The following is a 25067-nucleotide window of genomic DNA, read 5'->3' on the forward strand; positions in this document are numbered from 1 at the left end:
TGTTGCAGCCCGCATTGCGGCCATTCGTGGTGGCTGCACAATCATGACTCAGCCGACTACTGCGGAGCGCCTGTTACATTGGGTGAACAACTGATTGAATTCACCTGAAGCATGTTTTGTACAGCCAATGTTTAAGAGTGGGAGACTTTAACGTTTCGTATCATTGTTCCAACTGATGGAGTCCCACCTCTTCGCGGTTTCCCACCACGCTCCTTCAGAACGCCGCCAACAGCTTTGGTCATTATTCCCACTAGGCCATGTGTTGCGCTCTGCGATTAGAAGCCAAATCGGCGTGACCCCCTCTCGTTTGCAATAGTCCAAGAGCGCTCCTTCGCGGATCAAGACAGCAGATTTGTCTTCAACTGGCTTCAAAGCCTTGATTAGCTCATGCCCGTCGTTGTCAATCCAGCCCCTTACTCCATTGCTTTCAAGCCTAATACCCAAGTCCTCTGCCAACCAACGCTGTGGTACATAGACGCCAAAACCATCAGGCAGCGTCTTGTCCATATGGCTTTCCCAATAATATCTGGCCACAGGATTCGAGTATCTGTAGCTCTCTGACGAGCCCCGAATGACCTCGCTGAACTTTTCAGAAGTCCATGTGTCTCGCCAAAACGCTTCCAATAGGAATGGCCCATCGATGACTTCGCGGGGATTGAAATCCGAGACATCTAGGGACCGGCACTCATCTAGTTCAGAAATGAACTTCTCGGCATCGCCGTTCTTTACAAAGACACAATAGATGAAGCGAAATTCTTCGTATCTTGCGCCATGTCCTGGGCTTGGGTTTGCGTACCTCTGTCGTTCACAGTTGAACTCGTACAGAACTCTCCACCTTGCGCCATCGCTATCAGAACGAACCAACTTGCCTTCCAAACCCTCTGTCGGGTCTTCTTCGAACGGCCAAGCTTTCAAATCTGCCTCTGATACCTCTGGCAAACGTACAATTGGCTCTATCATCCAATCCTCATCACCGCCTGACGTAGTTACAAAACGCGAATTGGTTGGTAGGATAGTCGGCTCGATGTCGCGATAATAGTTCTGGTGGGTATATCTATACCTGACCGGTGTCTCGGGCCACTCGTTCAGATGCCAGAAATTGTCAGAGAGGCGCGCGGCAATTTCGTCCAGCGCAATCCACTGGTATTTCTTCCCAATCCTTTCCAGATCGTTTTCGTGCCGAGAACCATACGTTCCTTGTCCATCATTGGGAAATAGTTCCTTTGTCCAACCAAGTTCATAGGCCCGTCTTGTTATCCACAGTCGGCACTTTTGAACATCAACGCATTCAAATTGGGAATGGTCGAGCCCCTCCCGCAGGAATTCTCGGGAAAACCTCTTTTTCTCAGTATCTGACAACAAGCCCTCGAACGCTTGTCTTGCTTCAAGAAGTTCTTTTTTAAGCGTTTCGCCCTCTAGTTCAGCCTCCGACTCGCCGTCTTCTTCGCCGCCCAGGAATCTGATCATCCAAAGGGCCGGATTGATGCGCTGCTTTTCGAAGACCCCAAGCGCTGCCTCTCGTTCGGGAAACGGTGTAACCACTTCTAGTACGAACAAGTCCTTGACTTGATCTTTGGAAATTGGTGCTGGGCCATCCAACCTGGCTGCAAGAAAGGGCCTCACGCGACCAGGAATTGTGTACTTTCCGAAGTCGCCCCATTCGTCGTGGGCCGACCGTAGAATTTCTTCCGACCCACGCTCTTCAGCAATCGCTTTCAAGTCATCAACCGCAATCTCAAGTTCTGGAGGCGACGCCCCAAACGGCGGTTTGCAGGCGTCCAAATCGACGTCTGTGCTAAGCGCATTCCTTTTCTCCGCGAGTTCAACAATTCCGAGCGCATAGTCCCTGGTCAACAGAGCGACCGGTGGCTCGCAGTCTTTGAAGACCGCTTTCCACACGGCGCTGGAATACGAACTCAACCGCTCCGCAGATTGGTCCATACAACACGCGCCAAAGGCCGATGAATAAAGGCGCTCAATTAGATAAGGGTCATCGCAGTCCGCCAGCTTGTCCAAGACAAACTGGAAAACGGTCGATTGGCGCAAAAATATCGAGGTCAAAGCCTTCGATGCCAGATCTCGTGTTGTTCGCCGCGAACTCGTCAACATCCAACACAGAACCAGCCCAGCAAGTTCCAGATGGCGTATGTCCGTCTTTGCTGCCCCATTCGACCATGAAACTAGCCGATCAATCTGATTGCCTTGCTCTGCTTCCGCCCAGTTGACCCAATTGGTCCAGTAGCTGTCTCGCTCTGGCATTGGCTGGTCGATCAACCATTTATGCAAGAATGTAGCATTCCAAGGATGATCAATCGTCATCGACACCTCAACCAGAAGCGCCAAATCGTCGACCCAGTGTTCTTCTGCGGCATTCAAGAGCTCTAGGCTTCGATCTGTGAACGAGTCTAATTGACGCCACTTGCAGCTAGTCTCGAATGCTTCTTGAAGTATGTGATCTCTAGACCAATGGTCTGCACCTTCGGGCAGCGTATCCGCGAATTCAATGCCAAACCGTTCGGGATAAATGGTCGATAACGCACCCAAGAGGCCTGCGTAAGAGTACGAAAAACCTTGTTTGATGTCTTGATCGAAGAAAAGGAAAGCTAGCTCTCCATCCACCTCTAACGCTTCGGTCAGACTATCGGCATTGAGCTGGCCGACCACAGCTTGTGCCATAAGATGATCTTGGAAGCGCTGGAAGGCAAAACGAATTCGATCTTGTTTTGGATTCAGCGGATCGCCTTCTTTTTCGAATGGCGGCGGGTCTCTGCGTAGAATGCTAGATCGCGTCAAAACGCTTAGCCAAGTAGCTCTTTGAGGGCTCGGTAGCTGTGAAAAATTTTCGTTCGTTATGTGGTCGGCTGAATCCAAATCCACGAAGTCATTACCAGATTCGACCATCTTTGCGGCGATTGCTTTCAGCGCTCGCTTGATGGCGGTCGCTAGGAGATCATGATCGACGCCTTCAACGCCCGTTCGAAGAGAGAGAGAGTCGAGATAAAACGCCATCACTTGTGAAATTCCATGCAGGCCTTTCGGGAATTCGATCTCGCCTTTCGCCTGCAGTGCTTCGCTGGTGCTCTTCAAGAAAAGGGGGTTTCGAAACTCAGGCGATAACCAAGGAGTATTTGGCCGGGAAATGCCCTTTGCGTCCAAGTAAGACACCGTGGCTGCTTCCATTTCTTCCAGAGTTTCAAATCCGCGCACGCGAAACACGGTAGCCGCTTCAAGCACCGCTTTCGGAAAAGCGAACTTGAGATACTCTTCGCGACAAGAGAAAACAAAAGCTAGGTCAGGGTAGTCTTTGGCCTGAGCCAACAGACCGGAAATGCGATCCCGCCAGTAGTTCGCGCCTACACCCTCGTTGATCGCGTCAATCAGCACCAATGCACGCTTTCCCTGCCTCTCGGCGGCGGCGCTCAGCAAACCCAATATCTCGCCAGAAGTGCGTTCAGCGATATCGAGAAATGCGCCAATTTGCCCCCAAATCTCCGCCTCTGAGAAACTTTGACCAACCAAAAGAACAGTGGGTTCTTCGTTGGATAAACGCTGATCGGCGATGTGTGCCAACAAATGTGATTTACCTGCACCTGCGGGGCCAGTGACAATTGCAAATCGAGCTCGCTCCGCCTGAAGATTCTTACTCCTCAACAGAGACCTAAGGCGATAAATCGCGTCCAGCGTTCCTGATAGACTGCTGTTAATATCCGATATGTCTTTCCGCTTGGCGTCAGCGTCGTCCGCTTGCCTTGCGCGTGTAAGCGTGGCCTCTAGAGGACGCAGCGCTTCTCGGTAAACATCCAATGCCTTTTTTACGGCCTCGGTGTGCCATTCGTCCCAGTAATTAGATGAAAACGAGGTTTCCGTCGCAACTAAGTCCGACCATGCTTGTTCCGCAATCTGGAGATCTTTTTTGCTAGGCTGTTGAGCTATCTTCTTAAAATCAATTGAAGGAAAACGCTTTTTGGATAGCTCATGGTAGCAACCCCTGACTTCGGCCATGGTCGAAGGGCCGCGAACCAGTGCATCAAACAACTTTTCGAGGGAGGTGTTGACATGTTCTGAGGGGCTATACCTATCGTCCAAGAGGCTCCTGGAAGTGTTGAATGCATTGTTGAACCAACCGACGCCCAGCACCTGCTCGCCAAACCAGTGTTGTACGAGGCCATGGTTTTCTTCCCGCAAGAGTAGCTCATTTAGATCTGAAGCGGTCCATGGTTCAAAAACCACTTCCAGCCCTTTTACGGACGCCCAGTTGGTCCACTTGGCAACCCTAGCTTGCCACTTTTCCCAAGCGGATTGTCCATACCCAAAGTACCACCTTTTGTGCGTCAGATTTATCGGAATTGCGACGACATAACGCTTTAATTCGGGGTGAACCTCTAGCGCTCGTTTGACGGATTCGTCAATTTGCGACCACTGACTCGAGCCCAAACTCGAGAAGAATTTTGCCTGATAGCCTGTCTTTGCCCCGTCCTCAGATATCCAAAGCGCCTCAACACCTCCATCGCCACCAGCACCTTCAACTCTTTGATAGTAGACGTCACCAGAGAGTTTTTCCCGTTTGGCCAAAACGCAAACCAATTCTTCGAACGACTCTCGTTGGCCTTTTTCAAAGCCATTTATTTTTAAGAATTCAAACAAATCAATAATCCAATAATTCTCTCGCACACTAACCTGAAAACAATCCAGGAAGGAACAGCTCGACCTGGGACGCGATCACAAACTGGATTTATCATCGACATCAAAAACCGCCGCTGGGCTCGTCGAGGTCTAAAACTTCTAAATTTGTGAATGTCAGCTTTTGAGAAGCAACGCTCTTACCTGCGCGCTGCAGCGAACAGCAGCTTTCCGCCCTTAATGTAGAAATGTGCATGGCGCAGCATCTGTCACTATCGGCCCAGGCACTAAATCGCTTCGCGATAGGGGCGCTTGCTGCGGGTGTAGCGTTGAGTAGGGATTTGTTTCGCGTTTTGTGCTGTTGGGTGTGTGCTGTTGGTTGAGGTGATTTTGCCTCGATTGACAGAGGGTTTTCCGATGAACATTCAACAATCGACACCAACGACGCCCCTTCGTGCGCGCATGATTTCCGATATGCCAGGGCGCAATCTCGGCCCTGCATCACAGAGTAGTCACCTGCGCGCCTGTAAGCGTTTTGCGGCTTGGTTAGGGCGCTCTCCAGAGACGGCCACGCCAGACGATGTGAAGTATTTCCAACAATATCTGATCGAGAGCGGCGTCAGCATCTGCACCCGAAACCAAACGATGACAGGGGTCAAGTTTCTGCTCCGCGTGACCCTTCGACGGCATGATCTTGTGGCCGAGATCTTCCATTTGAAGGAACCGGTGAAAGTGCCACTGGTGCTGAGCAAAAAGGAGATTAAACGCATTCTGGCCATGGCTCCGAGCCTGAAGGCGCGCGTGATGTTGTCGCTTGCCTATGGCTGCGGGATGCGCGCAGGCGAGGTCGTGCGGCTCAAGGTTGGTGATATTGATAGCGATCAGGGAATCATCCGCATCGTGCAATCGAAGGGGCGCAAGGATCGCATCGTCATGCTGCCTGTCGATATTTTGAGCCTGCTGCGCGACTGGTGGAAAGAACGGCCGACCGGTCAGGACAAGGATGTTCCTGCACCCGAGCGGGTCCTCTTTCCCGGCTATCGCGGCAAACACCTCTCAGCGCGACAGATATCGCGGCTATTTAAAGAGACCGCGCGGGAAGCCGGGATCACCAAACCGGTCACGCTGCACACGTTGAGGCACAGTTTTGCAACCCATCTGTTGGAGCGCGGCGTGGATATCCGCGTCATTCAGGCCCTTTTGGGGCATAGTAAACTGACGACCACAGCACGCTATGCCAGCGTTGCCACCGGTATGATCGCAGCAGTGGACAGTCCGCTGGATGATCTGAATGGAGCCAAGCGGAAGAAGGGCAAGCCTAAGCCTTCATAGGCCACCATGCCCAGTCGATCACTGGAGGTCGCGGATATCTTCCGTGACCATGGTGCTGTCTGGCGTGCCGTAAACGCAGGACACATCAGCCTGAACCAGTTCAAAGTCATGAGTGCGATTGAGCGCTGTCGAACCGCGGCGCTTGGCGGTCATGTCGCGCGCTGCGCCGACTGCGCGCATGAGCATATCGCCTACAACTCATGCCGCAACCGTCACTGCCCAAAATGCCAGGCGGCTGCGGCGAAGACATGGCTTGCGGCACGTGAGGCTGAACTACTGCCTGTGCGGTATTTCCATCTGGTCTTCACCTTGCCAAAGCAGATTGCCGACATCGCATATCAGAACAAACGCGAGATCTATAATCTTCTGATGCGGGCAAGCGCGGACACTGTGGTCAGAATCGCCGCTGATCCTAAACATCTGGGGGCAAAGGTTGGCATAACGTCGGTCCTTCACACTTGGGGCTCGGCGATGACCCACCACCCCCATGTCCATATGATCGTGCCGGGGGGAGGGCTTTCGACAGATGGCTCAAAATGGATCGCCTGCCGCAAGAACTTCTTCCTGTCTGTCCACGTTCTATCCCGCTTGTATCGGCGGCTCATTCTGGAAGGGCTGGCCAAGCTGCATAAGGCCGGGAAACTGCAATTTTTCGGCGATCTCGCAAACCTTGCAGATCGAAATGCCTTTGACACTTTCCTGCAACCGCTGCGTAAAATCGAATGGGTGGTCTACGCCAAAGAACCCTTCACCGGGCCAAAAGCGGTGCTGGCATACCTATCGCGTTACACCCACCACTGACCGGCAGTGGTTTGCAAAGCAAACCATGAGAGGGGGGATCGCCATCTCGAACAGTCGCCTGATCCGTTTTGATGAACGCAGCGTCACCTTCAAGGTCAAGGACTACCGTCTTAAAGGCGCGGGCCGCCACACAACCATGACGCTGGCAACGTCAGAGTTCATCCGCAGGTTCCTGCTCCATGTTCTACCAAGGGGCCAACACCGCATCCGACATTATGGGTTCTATGGGAATAGCAACCGCGCAGCCAATATCGCGAGGATCAGGCAGTTGCTCGGAGCCAAAACACCTCACAATGAGCACGATAAAGGCGACACCATCGACAATGACGAACAGCCGCCCCGTGTTCTGGGGCTGCCTTGCCCATGTTGTGGCGGGCAGTTGATCATCGTCGAGACAATCGCACCAGCCCAACATCCCAGAGCACCGCCGGCAAAAGAAAAGGCCGCTGCATGAAGCACTGGTCGTACATCACAAACCCCAGTCCCAATTGCAGGCGATATCTTCTGCGAACCAATAGGCATGCTTGTTTCTTGCGATCAACATGGCCAAACATGATGACGCCGACAAAATGTCACCAGTATCAAGCCAACGAAGGCAAAACCGGCGCTGTGCTTAAGTCAATGTGCCCCGCCAAACTGGCCTGTCAGCTCCGGGCGAAAACACACGCATTGCGCAAATCCCCATAGCAACAATCGATCCACCCAGACCAACCCCACGATTTCCCGCTTGAGCGCTTCTCCGACGCCAGGCAACGATCTGTGTCACACAAGCGGCGCGCCTGTGGCGTCCGAGAAACCTACACCAAACCGGCCTTTCGCCGACTGTCTCAACGCTGCGAGGCAGCTTTCGCATTGCGGCCATTCGTGCATTGCGCAGCATTTTGGAGGGTCAAACGTCGGTCAGCGGACAAAACCACCATTCGCTGCATGATGGACAAGGGTCTGCTTTTTACAGAAAGCCTGATAGTAACCGGCGAGCTGGGCGCATCTCTGAGACGCTGGGTGGGTTTCATGGGGCATGACCATGCATCATTGCCACGAATGGCAGCACTGCATCCGTGAAGCCTAAAAAGTAACCAGAACAAAAATGGAATGTGCACACATCAGCGGTATTCATGCAAATGCTGCATGACAGCATTGCCAAAAGGGTCATTGTGCAACTGCAGCATGATCATACATCCTGATCACAATTAAACTTCAAAAAATGCTTCAATAACTAAAGAGGTCGGCAACGTCATGACAACATTAACAACAACAGTCTTTGCCCGCACATCACTGAGAGATCGTTTTGAGACAATCCGCACGCAGATGGCTGAAAATGCTTCCAAGCGTAAGGTCTATCTCACCACACTATCCGAACTGGAGCGGACGTCCGCACGTGACCTGCAAGATCTCGGAATTGCCCCTTCATCGATCCGCCAGATTGCCCACAAGGCCGCTTACGGTTTTTAGGACTTAAAGGCTGGATCTACCCCCGCCTCACTCGAACATTCAGATCTTGTTAAGACCGACGCACAACCTCTTTCCTGAAGCAATGCTTCAAACACCAGTTTCGGAACCGCTCACCTACTCCCGAGTGGAACCGAAAATACCGCTGACGGCGCTCACCTCCTCCCGAGCAATGTTGGCGAAGGCGCGCCTTGCTTCTTCTCCTCCCGAGACGCACCGAGGCGCGGATATATAAGAACGGTCATGTTCACCTCCTCCCGAGCATGACCGTTTTTTGGTCTCGAAAGGCAACAGGGTTTTCATCCGTGCAAGATCGGTTGTTTGTTTCGCCAGACACGCCGAGCTTTGTGCCCCTGCAGCATTTTCACTTAAACTTTCAGGATTAACAAACAAAACGACAAATTTTCCATAATTTACAACGACGTCGCAAATGAAAACTCATGCGGCGCTGCAGCATAGGCTCAGGTCGTTTGCCCGTATAAACTCATAATCAGCATAGAAGTAACATAGAGAGCGAAAGGGTATTTAATGATTAGAGTGCTGTCCGGAGTCTGGGCTCTTCTGCTTGGTATCGTGCTCATCATGTTGGGCAACGGCATGCATTTCACCCTGGTTGGTCTACGTGGCGGCATAGAGGGGTTCTCATCGACAGAATTGGCAATTGTCACCTCAGGTTATTTTTTGGGCTTCCTGTCAGGTGCGAGGATTACCCCGTTGATGATACAGCGGGTGGGTCATGTGCGGGTTTTTGCAGCTCTCGGGAGCTTCATGTCGGCTGGACTGATTGCCTTGCCGCTCTTGACTGAGCCTTGGGCCTGGACGGTCCTGAGGGTCATCATCGGATTTTGCATGTCGGGAATTTATGTTGCGGCTGAAAGCTGGCTGAATGCAGCCGCTACAAATGAGACGCGCGGCAAAGTGCTCTCAGCTTATATGATCGCACAGACGTTGGGGATCATCGGGGCGCAAGGGCTGCTAATACTGGGTGATGCAGGGACGTCTGTTCTGTTCATCTGCGCTTCAATCCTCGTGTCGATCTCATTTGCGCCTATTCTTTTGTCCGCCACACCGGTTCCCGCGGTCGAGGTTGCACGGCCAATGCCATTGCACCACCTTTTTACAGGATCGCCATTGGGCACAGTTGGTATTTTATTGTTGGGCAGTATTTACGCGACACAATTGGGTATGGGTGCAGTCTTCGGAACCCAGATTGGCCTAACAACTAACCAAATCGCGCTGTTTATCGCTATGCTGTTTGCTGGCGCGCTCGTGCTACAATACCCAATTGGCTGGCTCTCGGATCGGATGGATAGGCGCATACTCATCTTTGGATTGTCCTTGCTCGGGGCCGCTTCTTGCCTATTGGGGTGGATCACTGGTGGTGGGCTATGGCCGTTGATGGCAGCGGCATTCTTTGCGGGAGGGGTCACACCACCACTTTATGCCCTGCTTTTGGCATTCACGAACGATGCTCTTTCAGCTGCAGATATGCCCGCTGCATCTGGGGGGCTTGTTTTTACCTTCGGGCTGGGTGCGATTGTGGGTCCTCTGGTGGCCGGCTGGGCGATGCAAGAACTTGGCCCATACGCTTTCTGGTTGGTGCTTGGCATAACTTTTGGCGCCATGGCGCTTTACGCACTCTATCGTATGACACAGCGCGCCGTAGTCCCCGCGAGCGAAACTGATAGCTATCTGAATGTCCTACCCACTGCCTCACCTGTCGCCGTGGAGGCGGCTGGCGATTGGGCTGTTGAAAACGCTGCGGCAGAAAGCGAAACAAATTCGACTTGAATAAACAATTACGGCGGCGGCCTCAACTGATCGACGAAACACACTCCGCAAACTTCTCCGCAGGGGTTTGGTATTGCAAGGTCTTACGGCGGCGTTAGAAACGACCTTGGATTGCGCGGATCGGGTGCATACCTCACTGCAAACGGAGGCCTCAATGCAGCACTTTTCGCTCCTCGACTTATCACCCGTGCCAGAAGGCAAGACCACGGCGGACGCCTTGGCCAATACGGTTGCTCTGGCGCGCGCTGCAGAAAACGCAGGATATCACCGCTATTGGCTGGCCGAGCATCACAACATGGCCGGCATCGCCAGCGCCGCGACGGCCCTGGTGATCGGCCACGTGGCAGCTGCGACCCGGACCATGCGGATAGGCGCCGGTGGGATCATGTTACCAAACCACGCGCCCTTGGTGATAGCAGAACAGTTCGGAACGCTGGCAACGCTGTACGGCGACCGGATCGATATCGGCCTGGGCCGCGCACCTGGCACCGATATGGCGACCGCTCGCGCCTTGCGCCGCCATATGGCGCCCGAGGATAGCTTTTCCCAGGATGTGCAAGAGCTGATCGGCTATTTCGGTGACATGCCCGAGGGTGCAGCTGTCCGCGCTATTCCTGGTGTTGGCACGCACGTTCCGGTCTGGATCCTCGGGTCGAGCCTTTACGGTGCCCAGCTGGCAGCCCATCTGGGCCTGCCTTACGCCTTTGCCTCGCATTTCGCACCGGCCATGCTCGAAGAGGCGCTGTCGATCTACAGAACAACTTTCAAAACATCCCGGTTCTTGTCAGAGCCCTATGCAATGGTCGCGGCAGGTGTCTGTGCCGCCGAGACCGACGAGGAGGCGCAGATGCTGCGATCCTCGCAAGAACTTGCATTTGCACGTTTAATATCCGGCCAGCCAGGTAAGCTGCCCCTGCCCGTCCAAGATGTCGAGGCACACGTCCCCGCGCCAGTCCTGGCGCAAGTCAGAAAGGCCTTATCGTGTTCCGCGACGGGTTCACCTTCGACGGTCAAGACGCAGTTAAGCGCGATCATCGAAAAGTACCGGCCCGACGAGATTTTGGTGACTGGCATGATCCATGACCACGCTGCACGAGTGAGATCGTTTGAAATTGCCGGCGATGTCTTGACCCAATTGATTGCACAAAAAAGGTAGACTGATCCTTCTGGCTGGCACCGACACTTCCGGCCCTTTGCCGCCATTGGCCACCACCTCAAAATGCTGCAGCGCGGCCCACCATTGCAGCCATTCGTACAGAGCGCAGCATTTTTTCGGCTCTAAAGTCGGTCTGCGGACCATTTTGGCTGTTAAGCACCCTTGGCTATAAGAGCTTGCAGCTACCACATGGACCTATCGCGGTACGTTGACCTTATTTTGGAATCAAACGTTAGCCTGTGAAACACGGCGTTAATTCCTCACCCTGCCCGCAATACAACTCCACATTCCGAGTGCCGTCGCGGATCTTCCAAATCATCCAACATTAGTCACGAGCGGCTTTTCGCGCTACTGATTGCAATTGTTCAAATATCCTAAACCGATGGTCATGGAGATTACGGGTTTCGCCGATGTCGGGTGTATAGCGTGCCCCAAACGATGACATATGTTCCATTGCAATGTGAATATTCGCCTCAAGACCCGCTGCCACGCTCCCCAAAATTGCAGCCCCTAGAAGAACGGGTTCTTCAGCAGAAGGTGCCGCTATTTCGATACCCGTTGCGTCTGCCAGAAGTTGGCGGACCATATCACTGCGGCCAGCGCCGCCGCTGATGACAATACGTTCGATCTTTGCACCGGCTTCATCCTGTGACTGCACAATCTGTCGTAACCCATACCCGATGCCGCAAAGCCCCGCGACGTAAAGTGAAACAAGGCTGTCGAGATCACGTTCCATCCCCAAACCAGCGATGACAGCACGAGTCTGGGGATCTGCGTGCGGTGCGCGGTTTCCTAAGAATTCCGGCACGACATGAACTTTTCCTGCAAGCGCGCTAACTTTAATGCCGTTTGTCACTTGTATTTGCACCTGATCAGCTAGCCAAACAGGCAACGATTGACCTTTTTTCACAGCAGAAGCGTGGGCTTTGGGTGCATAGGGATGAAAGTCCAACAATTGATCGATTGCAGCACCCGCAGCGGATTGACCGCCCTCGTTAAGCCAGAGGCCAGGTACCATTGCTGAATAATACGGCCCCCACACACCAGGAACAAAGACGGGCTCAGTTGTCGACGTCATCGTGCACGAGGACGTGCCAAAGACATACGCCAGATTGGCCTGCGCCCCACCACCACCCAGTGCGCCAACAGACCCAATTCCACCTGAATGGGCATCGATTAACCCAGCTGCAACAGGTGTGCCGACGATCAGGCCAAAATCCTCTGCTGCCCGTTTGCAAAGCCCCGTACCAAGCGCGGACCCTGCAGGAACGACGCTTGTGCCGATCCGTTTGAATCCTTCATCAGCGAGTTCACCCAACCCGATAGAGTTAAAATAATCTGCGTCCCAGCAATCCTCTTGCGCCATGTAGGTCCATTTACAGGTAACTGTGCAAGTCGAGCGCGCCAAATCACCAGATGCACGCCATGTCAAAAAGTCAGTAAGGTCCATAAATTGCCAGGCTTGCGCAAACACCTTGGGACGATTTTCTTTTAACCAAAGCAGTTTTGGCGTTTCCATTTCTGGTGAAATACGCCCGCCGACGTAATCGAGAACGCGGTGGCCGCCCGCGTTAATGCGCTCGGCTTGCTCAACTGCTCGGTGATCCATCCAGACCATAATGTTGCGTTCGGGATGCTTGGGGTCGCCGACAGGCAACGGCGCGCCGTCCTGGCCAAGCACAACAAGTGAACACGTCCCGGCGAAACCAATGCCTTTAATCTGGTCGGCTGAAACACCAGACGCAGCCATTGCACCGCGAACTGATGTTGCGACTGCGTGCCAGATTTCATCGCTGGATTGCTCAACAATGGTCCCACCCCCACGGTAAAGCGAGGTTGCGCATGTCGCCGTACCAACCATGCGCCCGTCCGTGCTAAAGACCCCCGCACGGGCGCTTCCCGTGCCGACATCTATTCCTATGACGTAGTTTTTTTCAGTCTGCATTTCAGCCATGATGCCCACTTTCCAACTTTTAAAGATCAACGCTGTTGGGAAGGATCACCAAATCGCGGATCACAACACCACGTGGGCGCGTCAACATAAACAAAACGGCCTCGGCCACCTCTCGGGGTTGCATCAACGATCCATTTGCAAGCGCTTCGTCCATTTTTTCTTTTGGCCAGTCGTCCAGCAAAGCTGTCACAACTGGCCCCGGAAGAACGGCACCCATACGGATGCCGTGTTCGCTAACTTGACGACGGGTCGCATGCAGGAACGCCTGTACCGCAAATTTCGACGCAGTATAAATCGGTTCCCAAACGACAGGCACAACGCCAGAAATCGAACTGGTAAAAATAACGTCCCCCGTCTTTCGCGCGATCATGGCTGGCAACACAGCCTGCACACAACGGAAAGATGCATTGATATTAAGATTCAACATACGGTCCCAGTCGTCGGGATTTCCTTCGGCGGCTGCACCGCCCACATACGCCCCCGCATTCGCGTGAAAAATATCGAGTGGACCGACCAAGTCCTCGATTAAAGGAAGCATCCCAGACACCTGTGGCCCGTTCAACAGGTCAAGGACCAAGGGCTTAGCATTTTCGCCAAGTTCGTTGCAGAGGAGGTTCAGCCGATCTTCAGCGCGGTCAATCAGAACAACCTTTGCACCCTCTTCGATCAGGATCTTCGCGCAGGCCAGCCCTATCCCTGACGCAGCACCTGTAATGGCGGCAGTCTTATTTTCCATCGTTTTGGTCATGATATTTCCCATTTTGGCTTAAGCACGGCCACTGTTCGCACGTGACCGTCTGGCGAGTGAATCTACGATGACAGCAATCGCAAGGACCGCGCCAGTAATCATATATCGCAGTGAAGAACTGAGGTTGAGCAATGTCAGACCATTCGAAATCGCCATAATTACGAGCACACCCAACAAGGCGGACCATGCAGATCCCCTGCCGCCAAATAAAGACGTTCCGCCGATGACAGCTGCCGCGATTGCGTTGAGGTTAACGTCGCCAGTCCCCGCCTGCTGACTTGCAGAGGCTAACCGCGCCGCTGCGAATACGCCGCCCAAGGCAGCAAACGACGAACAGACAACGAAGGCCGAAATGCGAATACGTTGAACATTGATACCGGAACGCCGCGCAGCCTCTGAGTTGCCACCGACAGCTAACATCGAGCGCCCCCATTTCGTGCGCACCAGTGCATAATCCAGCATCACGACAAAAAGAACAAAAATGCCGAACATCCACGGCACACCGCGGCCTTGCTCAAGGTAGAAAACAGCGAAAATCAATGCAAAGGTCAGAATTACAGCTTTTGAAATTGCCACGCTTAACCCATTCGCTGACAAATTTGCTGCACGTCGCTGTGTATTGGTGCGCATACTGCCAAACACGATCATCGCCCCAGGAACAACCGCAAGACAATAGGAAAGCCATGCGGGCATAATCAAAATCTGTCCGAACCGAACCAATGGCGACGTGAACGGCATATTAATAGAGCCAGTTGGTCCCAAAATATAAAGCTGCAGGCCCAAAAGTGCGAGCAAACCAGCCAAAGTGGCTACGAAACTTGGCATCTCGAACTGGTTGCGCAGAAAGCCATAAAGCGCGCCCACAAGTGCGCCCGTGACGACAACAAATAGGATCGCAAAGGGCAAGGGAATGCCGGAATTGACCCAAAGAACGCCCATCAACGCAGAACCAAGTCCGCTCATCGACCCAATGGACAGATCAATTTCGCCAAGCAACAAAACACATACCACACCGAGCGCGATCAAGCCGACGGCGGCGGCATCAAACAACAGATTTACGAGATTGTTCGGTGCGAGAAAAATAGGATTCAGGATACTAAAAACAGTAGAAATTAGCACCAACCCAATCACGACGGGTAACGTCCCCAGATTGCCAGAACGAACCTGATCCAAGAAGCCACGAAGTGCCCCCGACAATCCAGCATCGTGTCGGACACGCGTATCAGCGCGATCAAGCTGGGGGGAGGATGCGTTGTTCGATGTATTTTGTGTCATTGGTCTTCCCCAACTTCTGCGAGTTTACGTGCTGCCCTGCGAGAAACGGAATTTTCACTTGCTCCGGTGATGGCAGACACAAGATCTTGATGTGAAACGTCGGCGTCAAACGTGCCACTATTCTTGCCAAGGCGCAGCACAACAACCCGGTCGGCCACAGCACGCACATCTTCCATATTATGTGAAATCAAGATGACTCCGTGCCCACGATCTCGGACGCGTTCGATCAAATTCAAAACTTCTGCAGTTTGGGCAACGCCCAGTGCGGCTGTCGGTTCGTCCAGCATAATAATTTGCGGATCCAGCAGCAAAGAGCGCGCGATCGCCACTGTCTGGCGCTGACCACCAGACAGGGAAGCTACGGGCTCACGGACTGAAGGGATGCGCGCAGCAAGTTCTTTCAAAAGCGTCCAAGCACGGACTTCCATTTGCACTTCGTCCAATTTCCATGGTGAGATTTCTTGTCCCAAAAACAAGTTGGCAACGACGTCAAGGTTTTCGCACAGCGCGAGGTCCTGAAACACGGTTGCTATCCCCATCTTGAGCGCTTTGCTCGGGGTATCCAGCGAGACTTTTTCACCTAAGTATTCGATAGTCCCAGACGTTGGTTGGTGCACACCAGCCAGCACTTTCACCAGGGTGGATTTTCCCGCACCGTTGTCACCCACCAGCGCCACGACCTCGCCTGCATGAATGTCCAGCTCGATGTCCTCAAGGGCAGTCACGGCGCCAAACTGTTTTCCAACACCGCGTAGGCGCAGAAGTGGCTCTCTCTTGTCAGGGCCTGCGATGTTTTCAGCCATAATACATTCTTTCAATAAAACGGTATGCGGCGCAGGTAATCCGGCGCCGCATGTTTTAGGTTACTCGATGCCAAGTGCGTCGCACGCATCGGCATATTCCGCCGTGCAAACATCTGCAGCAGTTTGAATGCCAGCATCAAAGATTTCTGCTTTGATGTTTTGCTGCGTAACAACTGCTGGCACAAACAACTGTGACGGCGTGTTGTACAGAGTCGATGTCGCCTCAGGCGTTTCACCGTTGATCAGCATCATCGCAATGTCAGCCGCGGCGGCAGCAACGATTTCGGATGGCTTTGAAATCGTGTTGTACTGGTCACCCGCAATGATCAGCTGAAGTGCCGCAATCGTTGCATCGTTGCCTGTGATCGGTGGAACTGGGTCCACCCCTGCGGCTTTCATCGCTGCGATTGCGCCACCACCGGTGCCATCATTTGCAGCCACGACGCCGACGATATCACCACCAAAGCGGGTGATCTGACCTGCAGCCCATTCCTGCGCTTTTGGTGGAGCCCAATCTGGCGTGTCAAATTCGGACAGGGTCACGTACGGTGACGCGTCCAGCGCACGATCCACACCATCACGGATCAAACCAGCAGCAGCATCAGTTGGTGACCCGTTGATTTGCAAAACGCCCGCGCCTTCGGGAACGCCTTGGGCTTGCAAGTTGTCGATGAGCGATTGCGCAATGGCAAAGCCGATGCCCTCGTTGTCAAACGATACATAAAAATCCGCAGGCGAGTCTGGGATTGGTCGATCATATGCAATCACCTTAACATCTTGCGAGTGGGCAATTTCAACCAATGCGGCGGCCGCAGCGGAATCCACTGGGTCAAGCACAATTACAGTCGCACCCTGCGCGATAACAGAATTGAATTGTTGCTGTTGCAGTGCAACGTCCGCGTTGCCGTTCTGATAGATCAGCGTGCAGTCAGGGCAAAGTTCTCCCATCGCGGCCTCAAAGCCTGGCCAGTCATGATTTTCATATCGTGTAGACGCCTGATCCGGCATCAGAAAGGCTACGGTTTGCGCTGTGGCTGCAGTAGCAAACAAGGTTGCGACAAGCGTTGATGCCGCCGCCAGTGATGTTGTCGTTTTCATTATTGTTCCTCCAAACAAATTCGCGCCCGCCCATGCGGAGAGTGACATCCAAGAAGAGACGAACGACTAGTCGCAATCCGCCTCCACGGATCGAAAATGGCCAAATATTCAAACTCTTCCCAGCGCATCACGCAGAATACGCAGTCAACGGTGATATTTGCACCATCGATTGAGCAAGGTTGCTCCATCGGTTGAACTGCGTCAAGTTAATTTGAATGAACATTTAGATTGAACAATGGATCGCACAATAAAAGATGGACAAAGAGTCAAAGAGAACAACGATCTATGACATTGCAAAGCTTGCAAATGTTTCACCAAGTGCGGTGAGCTCCGTGCTCAACGGAACTTGGGAGAAGCGGCGAATCAGCCGAAAATTATTCGAGCGGGTCATGCAGATTGCAGAGGAACAAGGCTACTCCGTCAATGTTCCAGCCAGTCTGTTGCGACGGGAACGATCCAACATCGTAGGTATGATCGTCCCCAAATACGACAATCGTTATTTTGGTGAGATTGCAGAGCAGTTCGAGGCCATGGCGCGCGCGCGTGGTTTTTTCCCAGTTGTCACCTGTACACAGCGTGACCCCGACTTGGAGTTTCAGGCCGCAAAAGAACTCATCTCCTATCAAGCAGAATGTCTGATCTCGACCGGAACAACCGACCCAGATCGTATTTCGGCATTTTGCACAGCATCAAGCGTTCAGTCGATCAACCTTGATCTTCCCGGCAAAAATGCTCCTTCGGTGATTTCGGACAATCATGCTGCGGCATTGGAACTTACCCAACTCATCCTTGATCGTTGCGCACAGGATCTCGACTGGATTGGACCATTGCGTTTCGTCGGTGGACGGCTGTCAGACCACAACACGGCTGCGCGTTTAGCTGGCTTTATGGCAGCGCATCGGGATCGCGGAATTTCAGTTCCCGAAACCCATATCATGTCGACCGGCTATTCCGCTGAGAGCGCAGCAAAAGTATTAGAAAACTGTGTGCCAGAAGGACCGACAGGCCTATTCGTGAACTCGACAATTTCACTAGAGGGCATTGTGCGCTGGCACAGCAAGCTTGAAAGCAACTCTGAGTTGGTAAGATACGGGTGCTTTGACTGGGACCCTTTCGGATCTTTTTTACCAGGAAATGTAGGTATGATTGAACAAGACGTCACAACAATGCTGACCAAAGCCTTTGAATTGATAGGTAATCCCAACAGTACTAACCAGCAGATCTTGGTGCCCTGTAAGCTGCGCGTCTTTTAGGATAAAATGAAGTGCCGTCAGACGAATGCGAACGAGTCTCTGTTCTTCAGCAACCTCAATTCGTTAGGCTAACCCCTTCTTGGCTCGCGTTTGCAGCGAACGTCTGGTTCCCGCCCTTCACGTCGAAATGTGCATAGCGCAGCATCTGTCACTATCGCCCTAGGAAGTACCTGCTAATGCTGACTGGTCATAACTCGCTCATCCACGGGGACTTCTGGCTCAACTCAAACCCATCACCATAGCTGCTGCCAACACCGGCCGTGCTCCATCCTCCAAGTGCATCTATGATATCTGTAGGGCACTGAGCCGCTCACAAACGGTCCCGGAAGCTGTGCCTGAAGGAATGCATAACGCAGCCATCTGGCAGGGTTCCATGGTCCTGCTGTCTGACAGTTGGAAGGATTGGGTCAAGTCATACCGGACCGCGGTGCGCTGCGCGGGTGCCGTGGAACGGGACTGACGATCCATGTCATAGGCCTCAGAACAAAATTACCCCTGAATGAATTTACAAGGCTAATACTAAAGGGCCGTGGTCCGAGGGGCGGGGCCCTACGATAGGGGGGTCCCCTAGCGCCAATTGCAGCTGAACCGTAATGGTTGGGTACAGTAACCCCTGATTAACTCTGTTTTGATCTGATGTTTCATTGTGGGTAGTGTTGTGGGTATGGATTGGATCTTATCATAAAAATCAATAAAAACAAACACTTAACCTGCTTACGTGGCGGAGGCTCAGGGATACTACGCCATGTAGGTATATTAAGTTATAACCCTTATATTATGAGGAATAAGTCTGTATTGTAGGTGGTTTGCGTAGGTGGTAACGTCACTTCAGTGGAGGACTTGTATGCCCCGATATTTACTAAAGCAACGTCAGGGTTGGTATGCCGTTCTAGAGGTACCCAAAGCCCTTAAGGGTAAGCTAGGTAAGACACGCTTTAAGCAAACGCTAAGCACCCAAAGCCTGACGATTGCACAAGAGAGGGTTCTACCTCTAATTATCCAGTGGAAGCGCCTTTTTGTGGCTGTAAGGACTGGCGATGACAGCTCACTAGAGGGTGCGGTAGCTCTGCATAGAAGTCATATAGAATTTCATCGCAAAGATGGTTGGACTGAAAACGAAATCAAAGATATGTCGATTGATGTATTGCCTCATTGGAAACATGAGCCAGAAAAACATAAGGAGGCGGTACTAGTCCACGATATCGCCTTTGGCAAAAAGTTCCTTCTTACAGAGTACTTCGATGAGTGGCAGGAAAGCAGCAAACATCTTGCCCAGAAGACAAGGGACATGCAGCGACGCGACGTTATAGAGTTCTGCAAAGAATTTAGGTTTGCCTCAGATGCTACTTGGCACAAAGTTGTTAAATGGGTCGATACTGAACTCCTGCAAAAACGGGGCCTAAGTGAAGCCACTGCAAGACGTATAATCTCAGCCTGCAGAGCCTACTGGAAGTGGTTGATGAGGCATCGAGGGTTAGAGGATTCATCTCCATTTACAGATGTTGTTCCAAACAAAAAGACGGGACGTTCAGCCAAACCTAAGCGCAAAGGCTTCGAAGTGGAGGACTACAGGAGGCTTCTCGCGGCAGCATCTAAAAACAACAAGCACCTATCAGACCTTATCAGGCTTGGCGCGCATACTGGTTGTAGGATTGAAGAACTTTGCAGCCTTAAACTAGGCAATGTGAAGCAAGACAGGCTTGTGATTGAAGACGCTAAAACTCAAGCTGGCTGGCGAGAAATACCAATTCACAAAGATGTCTCTAAGCTTGTTGCAGATTTAGCTAGGGAATCTAGCGATGGATTTCTTATTTCTGGATTAACATTTAACAAATATGGAGACAGGTCCAATGCTATTGGAAAGAGGTTTGGACGACTGAAGCATAGTCTAAATTACGGCTCTGATTATGTATTTCATTCCTTTAGGAAGGGGCTGGCAAGGCAACTAGAGACCAATGGTGTACCAGAAAACATCTCTGCTAGATTGCTTGGCCATGAGATAAACACGATGACCTATGGTCTTTACTCTGGTGGCGTCGATTTCTCTGTCTTGGTGGGTGCCATAAGCAAGGTTTCTTGGCATTAAAGTTGCCCAGCGCACTGCTGTGATACTCTACCTGCAGGCTGTAATTGATATTCTTGGCTGGAGAAAATTAAACAATATATAGATGTATAATGCTGCATCACATACAACATATGGTATAATTAGTCTGATCAACTACTTAATGTGCAATCGCTCTTACTAAACCTCAAGACTAAACACCTACTCTAGTGCTGTAGAATACACAGTATTTTTACCAGTACTCGCTCCGAGTTCACTAAAATTCCTCTGTTTAGTAACAATGAGTTATTATGATAATTGTTGAAATATCTGATTAAGTTTACATTAAACTATTGTAATTTATGAACTCGCAATTATCTCAATTTGGCAGGCAGCGAATCTTTGTCGCTACTAAGACCTGTGCTTTCCAGCACCCTCACTGGATAAAATCCATATAACCTTATCGTTGCCAACCCTAATTGGTTGCAGTGTTATTGTTTTGTCGTGCCTACGGCTCTCTCAACGCGTCCCTACAGCGTCATTAGCGTCCCCATCCTACCCCATACTCATCCCAATATAGATCACGTCCTGAGCAACCTCATGTGGCCTGTGAGAGCCTGTGCGTGTCCACCCATAATCAAGGAAAACTAGTAAAATGACCAAAAAGAACAATACGTACACAGATGACACTCCATATTCGCACCTGTCAGACGGGATGAGCCTAGCATTTGACCGCTTGGATAATAAGTTCGGGAAGCAGTTGGATGGGGATACTATCAAAGCCTTAAGTGAGAAAACTTATCTTCAATCGGATGGGAATGGCCGCTCTGTTATCCGCCACGACACTGGACACCGTACTGTCACAACCACACCTCTCGAGGTCGAGCAGTCGCTGCTGTCAGCTTATGAAATGAGCTTTGGCTGGCAGGACAATCTACTTGCAATCCCACACCCTGTTTACGCTCCAAACCGACCTATCTGGCTCAAAGATGACAAATCCCTCTTTCGTAATACGTGGCGGAAGGCAGAAGTCTTATTCACTGTCCCAGAAATCCCCGAGGATGGTTCTGTTGTTAGTAAACCACCAGAATGGGCTGCATTTCTCCAGCGTGTCTTTCATGGTGAACTAGCGAGCGACCTCAGTGCTGTTCAAGAAGACCCAACCAATGAGTTCCTCCTTGATGGTATAGCCAATAGGACCCCAGACAGAGAACGGTTCATCAAGGAGTTTGAACTGTGGCTCGCCTTTAGTCTGTTTAGCGATCAGCGTCCTATGTGGGGCCCAGTGCTTCGTGGTGGTCACGGGACAGGTAAAGGAACTATTGCAAACCAGATACTTAAACCATTTGCTGGTGCATCTAACTACGTCCAAATCCTACCCCACAATCTCAAGGGCGATCATGCTGCACAACTTCTGACCGAACGCCTGATGATCGTATTTGATGAAGTAAATGACCGTGGACAAGTCTTTTATGATCGCCTGAAGAATATGACTACTGAGCCAACCCTAGCTGTAAATCCGAAGCATCTTGCTCCTTATACAGATGAGCCAGTATTTTCTGTTGTAGTGCTTTCCAATGAAGAAGTGCCCATGAGCTATCCTGAGGGAGAGCGACGATGGCTAGTATCGCCATACATGGTTCATGAAGTAGACGGTGAAGATACCGCAGGGTGGTTATACGATACATTCGTACCTTGGCTCAGAGATGGGGGCTATTCAGAGGTGGGTCAGTATCTCAAGTATTTGGTGGCTACAGAAGACCTGCCTGCACAAGCTTGGAAAAGCCCTTGGTTCTACGAGACCTGCAAGACCGATGCGAATGAAGATCACACAACAGCTATACTTACTTGGTTAGGGCAGCAGAATGAAAACCAAGGTTACACTATTTCTGGGCTGTCTAGTCACTTCAAGGCTGGGTCAGGTGTTGTGAAAAAGTGTCTGGCGGACTGTGGTTATAAGCGTGGTAAAACTAACGGAACGAACATTAACGTAATGAAGAAAAAAGGTAAAACGGGCCAATTGCACCCTATTTGCTCTAAGACTGATTAACCTACCATAATTCCCACTGTAGGGCTGCTGGCTTAAATGCTGGTGGCCTTATACCACTACCCAGTAATTTCTCACTTTTCTCAATGTCTTCTCACTCAAAGAGAAGTGGTATGTCTTTGTAAATAAGTGATATTGTAGTGATTTCTCAATTTCTCATTCTTCTCATCACCTATTTTCATTAAGACTGAGACTCCCTCCCGATTTATGCCTCAGGGCTTCTCATCAACTCAGACCAGACCGTGTTCCTGTTGTGGCAATGGCAGGGCTTAGACTACCAAAGCGATATTATCCCAATGCAATAACCAGTGGTCTAGTAAGGCTATTCCTCGGTTATTTGAGCCTAGAGATCATTACACGTAAGGGGTTTTTGTTGCCTTACTGCTCTCCGAGAACTCAAAATAGTTTTGGGAATCTACGACCTATAGGCATGGGCCTTTTTATGAGTTTATGCACCTATAAATTACTGTGACAGTTGAAGCGATAAAGCAATAGCAACTCCAAACACTGCATGTACTCCAAGCGCTGATAGGCAGGCCAAAACTGGGCGTGGTGTTTTACTGCCTAATACCCCAGCCCCCATAGTTGGCATAAAGAAAAACCAAGGCACGGCTACACTCACGATACCGAAGATCAAACCATCAAGAAAAGTAGGGGTCAATATTCCCACGTTTTTCCAGAGAGCTATGTATGCAATCACATACATCATCCCAATAAGATAATGGAAAACCCAGCCAATCATAGTCTCGCGCGGATACGGTGTAATTTTCTGCAATTGATGACCGAAGATTTTATGAGTGTTGACTGTAGCAAGTAACCAGCGCCCAACCATCGCCCAATTAGTAGGAGGTAAACCTCCCAAACGATGATATAAGCGTTGCCAAACATCCATAACAGCGACAGAAAAAATGCTTACTGTAATAATCGTTAAGGTTGTGCTCATCAGCATTTTTATCACCGTTTCAATAATTTATTAAAATCCATTATAGCGTTTAAGACAAAAGACAAGCGCTATTATGTAGGTTTAGCGTCAAACTTTTAAGTTCCACGGTAGCAGTTGGTCGATGTGTTCAATAGGACGTCTACTTAGACGATAATCAGTCAACATATGTTTCATTAGGGTTCTCGCCTTGAGAATAACTTACACAGACAAGCACCTGTAATATGAAGCCTTCGATATGTTCAGTTGCTCCTGTATCTTCAGACGATCAACACCAGCCTCAACCAACGCTTTCACCTTATCAGCTTTGTTCATCGCTGTTGGGACACGGCCCTTATATTTGCCTTCAGCCTTAGCTCTTTTGACGCCTTCGACCTGTCTTTCCTTCATCATCTCACGCTCAAATTGGGCGACAGACACCATCATGTTGAGTATGAGCTTGCCTGTTGCAGTTGATGTATCAACTCTCTCTGAGCCTAAGGACAAGATAACCAAGCCAGCGCCTTTGGCTTCAATCTCTTCTAGTATGTTTCCCATATGAGCGACTGATCTCGCCAGACGGTCCAGCTTCGTTACTACCAGCTTGTCACCAATGCGTAGGATATCAATAGCAGCATCAAGCTGGGTACGGGTAGCAACAGCAGACACTTGCTCCTGATACATACGCTCACAGCCGTATGCCTTCAGTTCGACTAGTTGAGCTTCAAACCCTGCCTGTTGATCAACGGTGCTGGTTCTGGCGTATCCGATTAACATCTACTGTCTCTCCATTTGACGAATCATTAGCCTCTTAAGCTTATCTGAGACTAACACTGTATCAGCCGTGGAGCAAGCTATTGAGACAGAACTGCCCAGAATACCTTCAATACAGGTGTCTCAGGTGTTGGATCACATGAGCAGGCTTTATTGAGGCTTGGCTATACTCAAATATGAGGCAAGGCTGCTAGAGTTTACAGGTTATTAATAAAGTAAATCAGGGCTAGGCGTCTAGGCGTCTAATCGCCTCTGAAAACAGCCTCATCACTCTTATTAATAAGGCTTAAACGCCTATACACATGTTGATTTAAGGCGTCTAATTGGTGTCCATTACGATGAACGCATTATCCTGAAACGCAGTAGCCGTATAACGCCCATCACTAGCCATTGCTGTACCAGCGGAAAACAAAAACGCTGCGGTTAAAACTAGTCTCATTACATAGTCCACGGAGTGCAAATGGTTTGACCCCCTGCGGCACGGCAGAAACGAACAGCACCCGTCTTGCTGTCTGTAATAAAGACGCCAGGGTGAGCAGGTGTTGCCGTAGTCACATAGCGTCCCTCTGCAATTGCTGCCCCAGAGGCTGCTGTCATCAAGAGCGCTGCGGTTAAAAGAAGTCTCATAATGTTACCTTTTTGTGTTGATACGAAAGACTAGCCGCAACCAATCCCCCAAAGGCTACATAATAGGAATGGTAACTGTAAATAACCCAAAGGGATACACGCCGTACTGCTCTCTATGAACTGAAGCGAGAGGCTTATGAAGTTGGAGCTAATGCTGTTGTTGGGGTGGACTTGGATTATGTAGAACTGAGCGGCGCAGGTTCCATGGTCATGCTGGTAGCGTCTGGAACTGCTGTAATCATTGAAGACTGATGAGCTTTCACCGACAACATCGTGGGACCCCCAGATCACAGCCAAACGATCTGCTCAGGGCAGGTATCCACATCGCGCGACAATATAAGCAAAACCCTATCTGGAAAAAAAATAAATTCCTGAGTTA

At 51.0% G+C, this 25067-nt stretch carries 16 protein-coding genes and 1 pseudogene; 9 read left to right on the plus strand and 8 right to left on the minus strand.

Annotated features, from left to right (window positions below; all coding sequences use genetic code 11):
* Window positions 1–147: 147 nt before the first annotated feature.
* Window positions 148–4644, minus strand: coding sequence for an NACHT domain-containing protein (locus tag OA238_RS14410; protein ID WP_044036897.1), 4497 nt, complete (start codon window positions 4642–4644; stop codon window positions 148–150).
* A gap of 393 nt (window positions 4645–5037) precedes the next feature.
* Between OA238_RS14410 and OA238_RS14415 the strand changes: the two genes are divergently transcribed.
* The 5 genes and pseudogenes from OA238_RS14415 (at window position 5038) to OA238_RS14440 (ending at window position 11149) form a co-directional block, all read left to right on the plus strand.
* Window positions 5038–5952 (plus strand): tyrosine-type recombinase/integrase, encoded by a 915-nt coding sequence (locus tag OA238_RS14415; RefSeq protein ID WP_015495731.1) that lies wholly within the window; start codon window positions 5038–5040, stop codon window positions 5950–5952.
* A gap of 6 nt (window positions 5953–5958) precedes the next feature.
* A pseudogene (locus OA238_RS14420) lies at window positions 5959–7207 on the plus strand (IS91 family transposase).
* Between the two features lie 782 nt (window positions 7208–7989).
* Window positions 7990–8205 (plus strand): hypothetical protein, encoded by a 216-nt coding sequence (locus OA238_RS14430; protein WP_044036899.1) that lies wholly within the window; start codon window positions 7990–7992, stop codon window positions 8203–8205.
* 525 nt (window positions 8206–8730) lie between these two features.
* The gene (locus OA238_RS14435; protein ID WP_015495732.1) at window positions 8731–9993 is read left to right on the plus strand and encodes an MFS transporter; all 1263 of its coding nucleotides are present in this window, start codon (window positions 8731–8733) and stop codon (window positions 9991–9993) included.
* Between the two features lie 154 nt (window positions 9994–10147).
* The gene (locus OA238_RS14440) at window positions 10148–11149 is read left to right on the plus strand and encodes an LLM class flavin-dependent oxidoreductase (RefSeq protein WP_015495733.1); all 1002 of its coding nucleotides are present in this window, start codon (window positions 10148–10150) and stop codon (window positions 11147–11149) included.
* 325 nt (window positions 11150–11474) lie between these two features.
* Here OA238_RS14440 and OA238_RS14445 read toward each other — a convergent pair whose 3' ends face one another.
* From OA238_RS14445 to OA238_RS14465, 5 genes are read right to left on the minus strand one after another with little or no spacing between them, the layout of a single operon-like run.
* Window positions 11475–13103 (minus strand): FGGY-family carbohydrate kinase, encoded by a 1629-nt coding sequence (locus tag OA238_RS14445; RefSeq protein WP_015495734.1) that lies wholly within the window; start codon window positions 13101–13103, stop codon window positions 11475–11477.
* 19 nt (window positions 13104–13122) lie between these two features.
* Window positions 13123–13851, minus strand: coding sequence for an SDR family oxidoreductase (locus OA238_RS14450; protein ID WP_015495735.1), 729 nt, complete (start codon window positions 13849–13851; stop codon window positions 13123–13125).
* A gap of 18 nt (window positions 13852–13869) precedes the next feature.
* The gene (locus OA238_RS14455; RefSeq protein WP_015495736.1) at window positions 13870–15126 is read right to left on the minus strand and encodes a sugar ABC transporter permease; all 1257 of its coding nucleotides are present in this window, start codon (window positions 15124–15126) and stop codon (window positions 13870–13872) included.
* Window positions 15123–15929, minus strand: coding sequence for an ATP-binding cassette domain-containing protein (locus tag OA238_RS14460; RefSeq protein WP_015495737.1), 807 nt, complete (start codon window positions 15927–15929; stop codon window positions 15123–15125). The genes OA238_RS14455 and OA238_RS14460 overlap by 4 nt, the downstream gene beginning before the upstream one ends.
* Before the next feature lie 60 nt (window positions 15930–15989).
* Window positions 15990–17027, minus strand: coding sequence for an ABC transporter substrate-binding protein (locus tag OA238_RS14465; RefSeq protein WP_015495738.1), 1038 nt, complete (start codon window positions 17025–17027; stop codon window positions 15990–15992).
* Between the two features lie 254 nt (window positions 17028–17281).
* Here OA238_RS14465 and OA238_RS14470 point away from each other — a divergent pair, with 254 nt between their 5' ends.
* The 3 genes from OA238_RS14470 (at window position 17282) to OA238_RS14480 (ending at window position 22371) form a co-directional block, all read left to right on the plus strand.
* Window positions 17282–18280 (plus strand): LacI family DNA-binding transcriptional regulator, encoded by a 999-nt coding sequence (locus OA238_RS14470; RefSeq protein WP_015495739.1) that lies wholly within the window; start codon window positions 17282–17284, stop codon window positions 18278–18280.
* An 844-nt stretch (window positions 18281–19124) separates the two neighbouring features.
* A complete protein-coding gene (locus tag OA238_RS29065) occupies window positions 19125–20366 on the plus strand; it encodes a tyrosine-type recombinase/integrase (protein ID WP_015495740.1) in 1242 nt (413 codons plus the stop codon).
* A gap of 610 nt (window positions 20367–20976) precedes the next feature.
* Window positions 20977–22371, plus strand: a complete 1395-nt coding sequence (locus OA238_RS14480; protein ID WP_015495741.1) for a primase-helicase family protein — start codon at window positions 20977–20979, stop codon at window positions 22369–22371.
* Between the two features lie 460 nt (window positions 22372–22831).
* Here the strand turns inward: OA238_RS14480 and OA238_RS14485 are convergent, their stop codons facing one another.
* Both OA238_RS14485 and OA238_RS14490 read right to left on the minus strand, forming a co-directional pair.
* The gene (locus tag OA238_RS14485) at window positions 22832–23317 is read right to left on the minus strand and encodes a DUF2938 family protein (protein ID WP_051076489.1); all 486 of its coding nucleotides are present in this window, start codon (window positions 23315–23317) and stop codon (window positions 22832–22834) included.
* Window positions 23318–23509: 192 nt separating this feature from the next.
* Window positions 23510–24064: a recombinase family protein gene (locus tag OA238_RS14490; RefSeq protein ID WP_015495742.1), complete on the minus strand. Its 555-nt coding sequence runs from the start codon at window positions 24062–24064 to the stop codon at window positions 23510–23512.
* A 705-nt stretch (window positions 24065–24769) separates the two neighbouring features.
* On the opposite strand from OA238_RS14490, the gene OA238_RS30310 reads away from it, so the two are divergent.
* Window positions 24770–24940 (plus strand): heavy metal-binding domain-containing protein, encoded by a 171-nt coding sequence (locus OA238_RS30310; RefSeq protein WP_083906745.1) that lies wholly within the window; start codon window positions 24770–24772, stop codon window positions 24938–24940.
* The last annotated feature ends 127 nt before the right edge of the window (window positions 24941–25067 follow it).

Source organism: Octadecabacter arcticus 238, assembly GCF_000155735.2.
Taxonomy (GTDB): Bacteria; Pseudomonadota; Alphaproteobacteria; order Rhodobacterales; family Rhodobacteraceae; genus Octadecabacter; species Octadecabacter arcticus.

Coding starts and splice junctions, on each gene's coding strand:
- OA238_RS14460 (WP_015495737.1), bottom strand. CDS start 15,929: ATGGCTGAAAACATCGCAGGCCCTGACAAGAGAGAGCCACTTCTGCGC.
- OA238_RS14430 (WP_044036899.1), top strand. CDS start 7,990: ATGACAACATTAACAACAACAGTCTTTGCCCGCACATCACTGAGAGAT.
- OA238_RS14440 (WP_015495733.1), top strand. CDS start 10,148: ATGCAGCACTTTTCGCTCCTCGACTTATCACCCGTGCCAGAAGGCAAG.
- OA238_RS14445 (WP_015495734.1), bottom strand. CDS start 13,103: ATGGCTGAAATGCAGACTGAAAAAAACTACGTCATAGGAATAGATGTC.
- OA238_RS14465 (WP_015495738.1), bottom strand. CDS start 17,027: ATGAAAACGACAACATCACTGGCGGCGGCATCAACGCTTGTCGCAACC.
- OA238_RS29065 (WP_015495740.1), top strand. CDS start 19,125: ATGCCCCGATATTTACTAAAGCAACGTCAGGGTTGGTATGCCGTTCTA.
- OA238_RS14450 (WP_015495735.1), bottom strand. CDS start 13,851: ATGACCAAAACGATGGAAAATAAGACTGCCGCCATTACAGGTGCTGCG.
- OA238_RS14435 (WP_015495732.1), top strand. CDS start 8,731: ATGATTAGAGTGCTGTCCGGAGTCTGGGCTCTTCTGCTTGGTATCGTG.
- OA238_RS14485 (WP_051076489.1), bottom strand. CDS start 23,317: ATGCTGATGAGCACAACCTTAACGATTATTACAGTAAGCATTTTTTCT.
- OA238_RS14490 (WP_015495742.1), bottom strand. CDS start 24,064: ATGTTAATCGGATACGCCAGAACCAGCACCGTTGATCAACAGGCAGGG.
- OA238_RS14415 (WP_015495731.1), top strand. CDS start 5,038: ATGAACATTCAACAATCGACACCAACGACGCCCCTTCGTGCGCGCATG.
- OA238_RS14470 (WP_015495739.1), top strand. CDS start 17,282: ATGGACAAAGAGTCAAAGAGAACAACGATCTATGACATTGCAAAGCTT.
- OA238_RS14480 (WP_015495741.1), top strand. CDS start 20,977: ATGACCAAAAAGAACAATACGTACACAGATGACACTCCATATTCGCAC.
- OA238_RS14455 (WP_015495736.1), bottom strand. CDS start 15,126: ATGACACAAAATACATCGAACAACGCATCCTCCCCCCAGCTTGATCGC.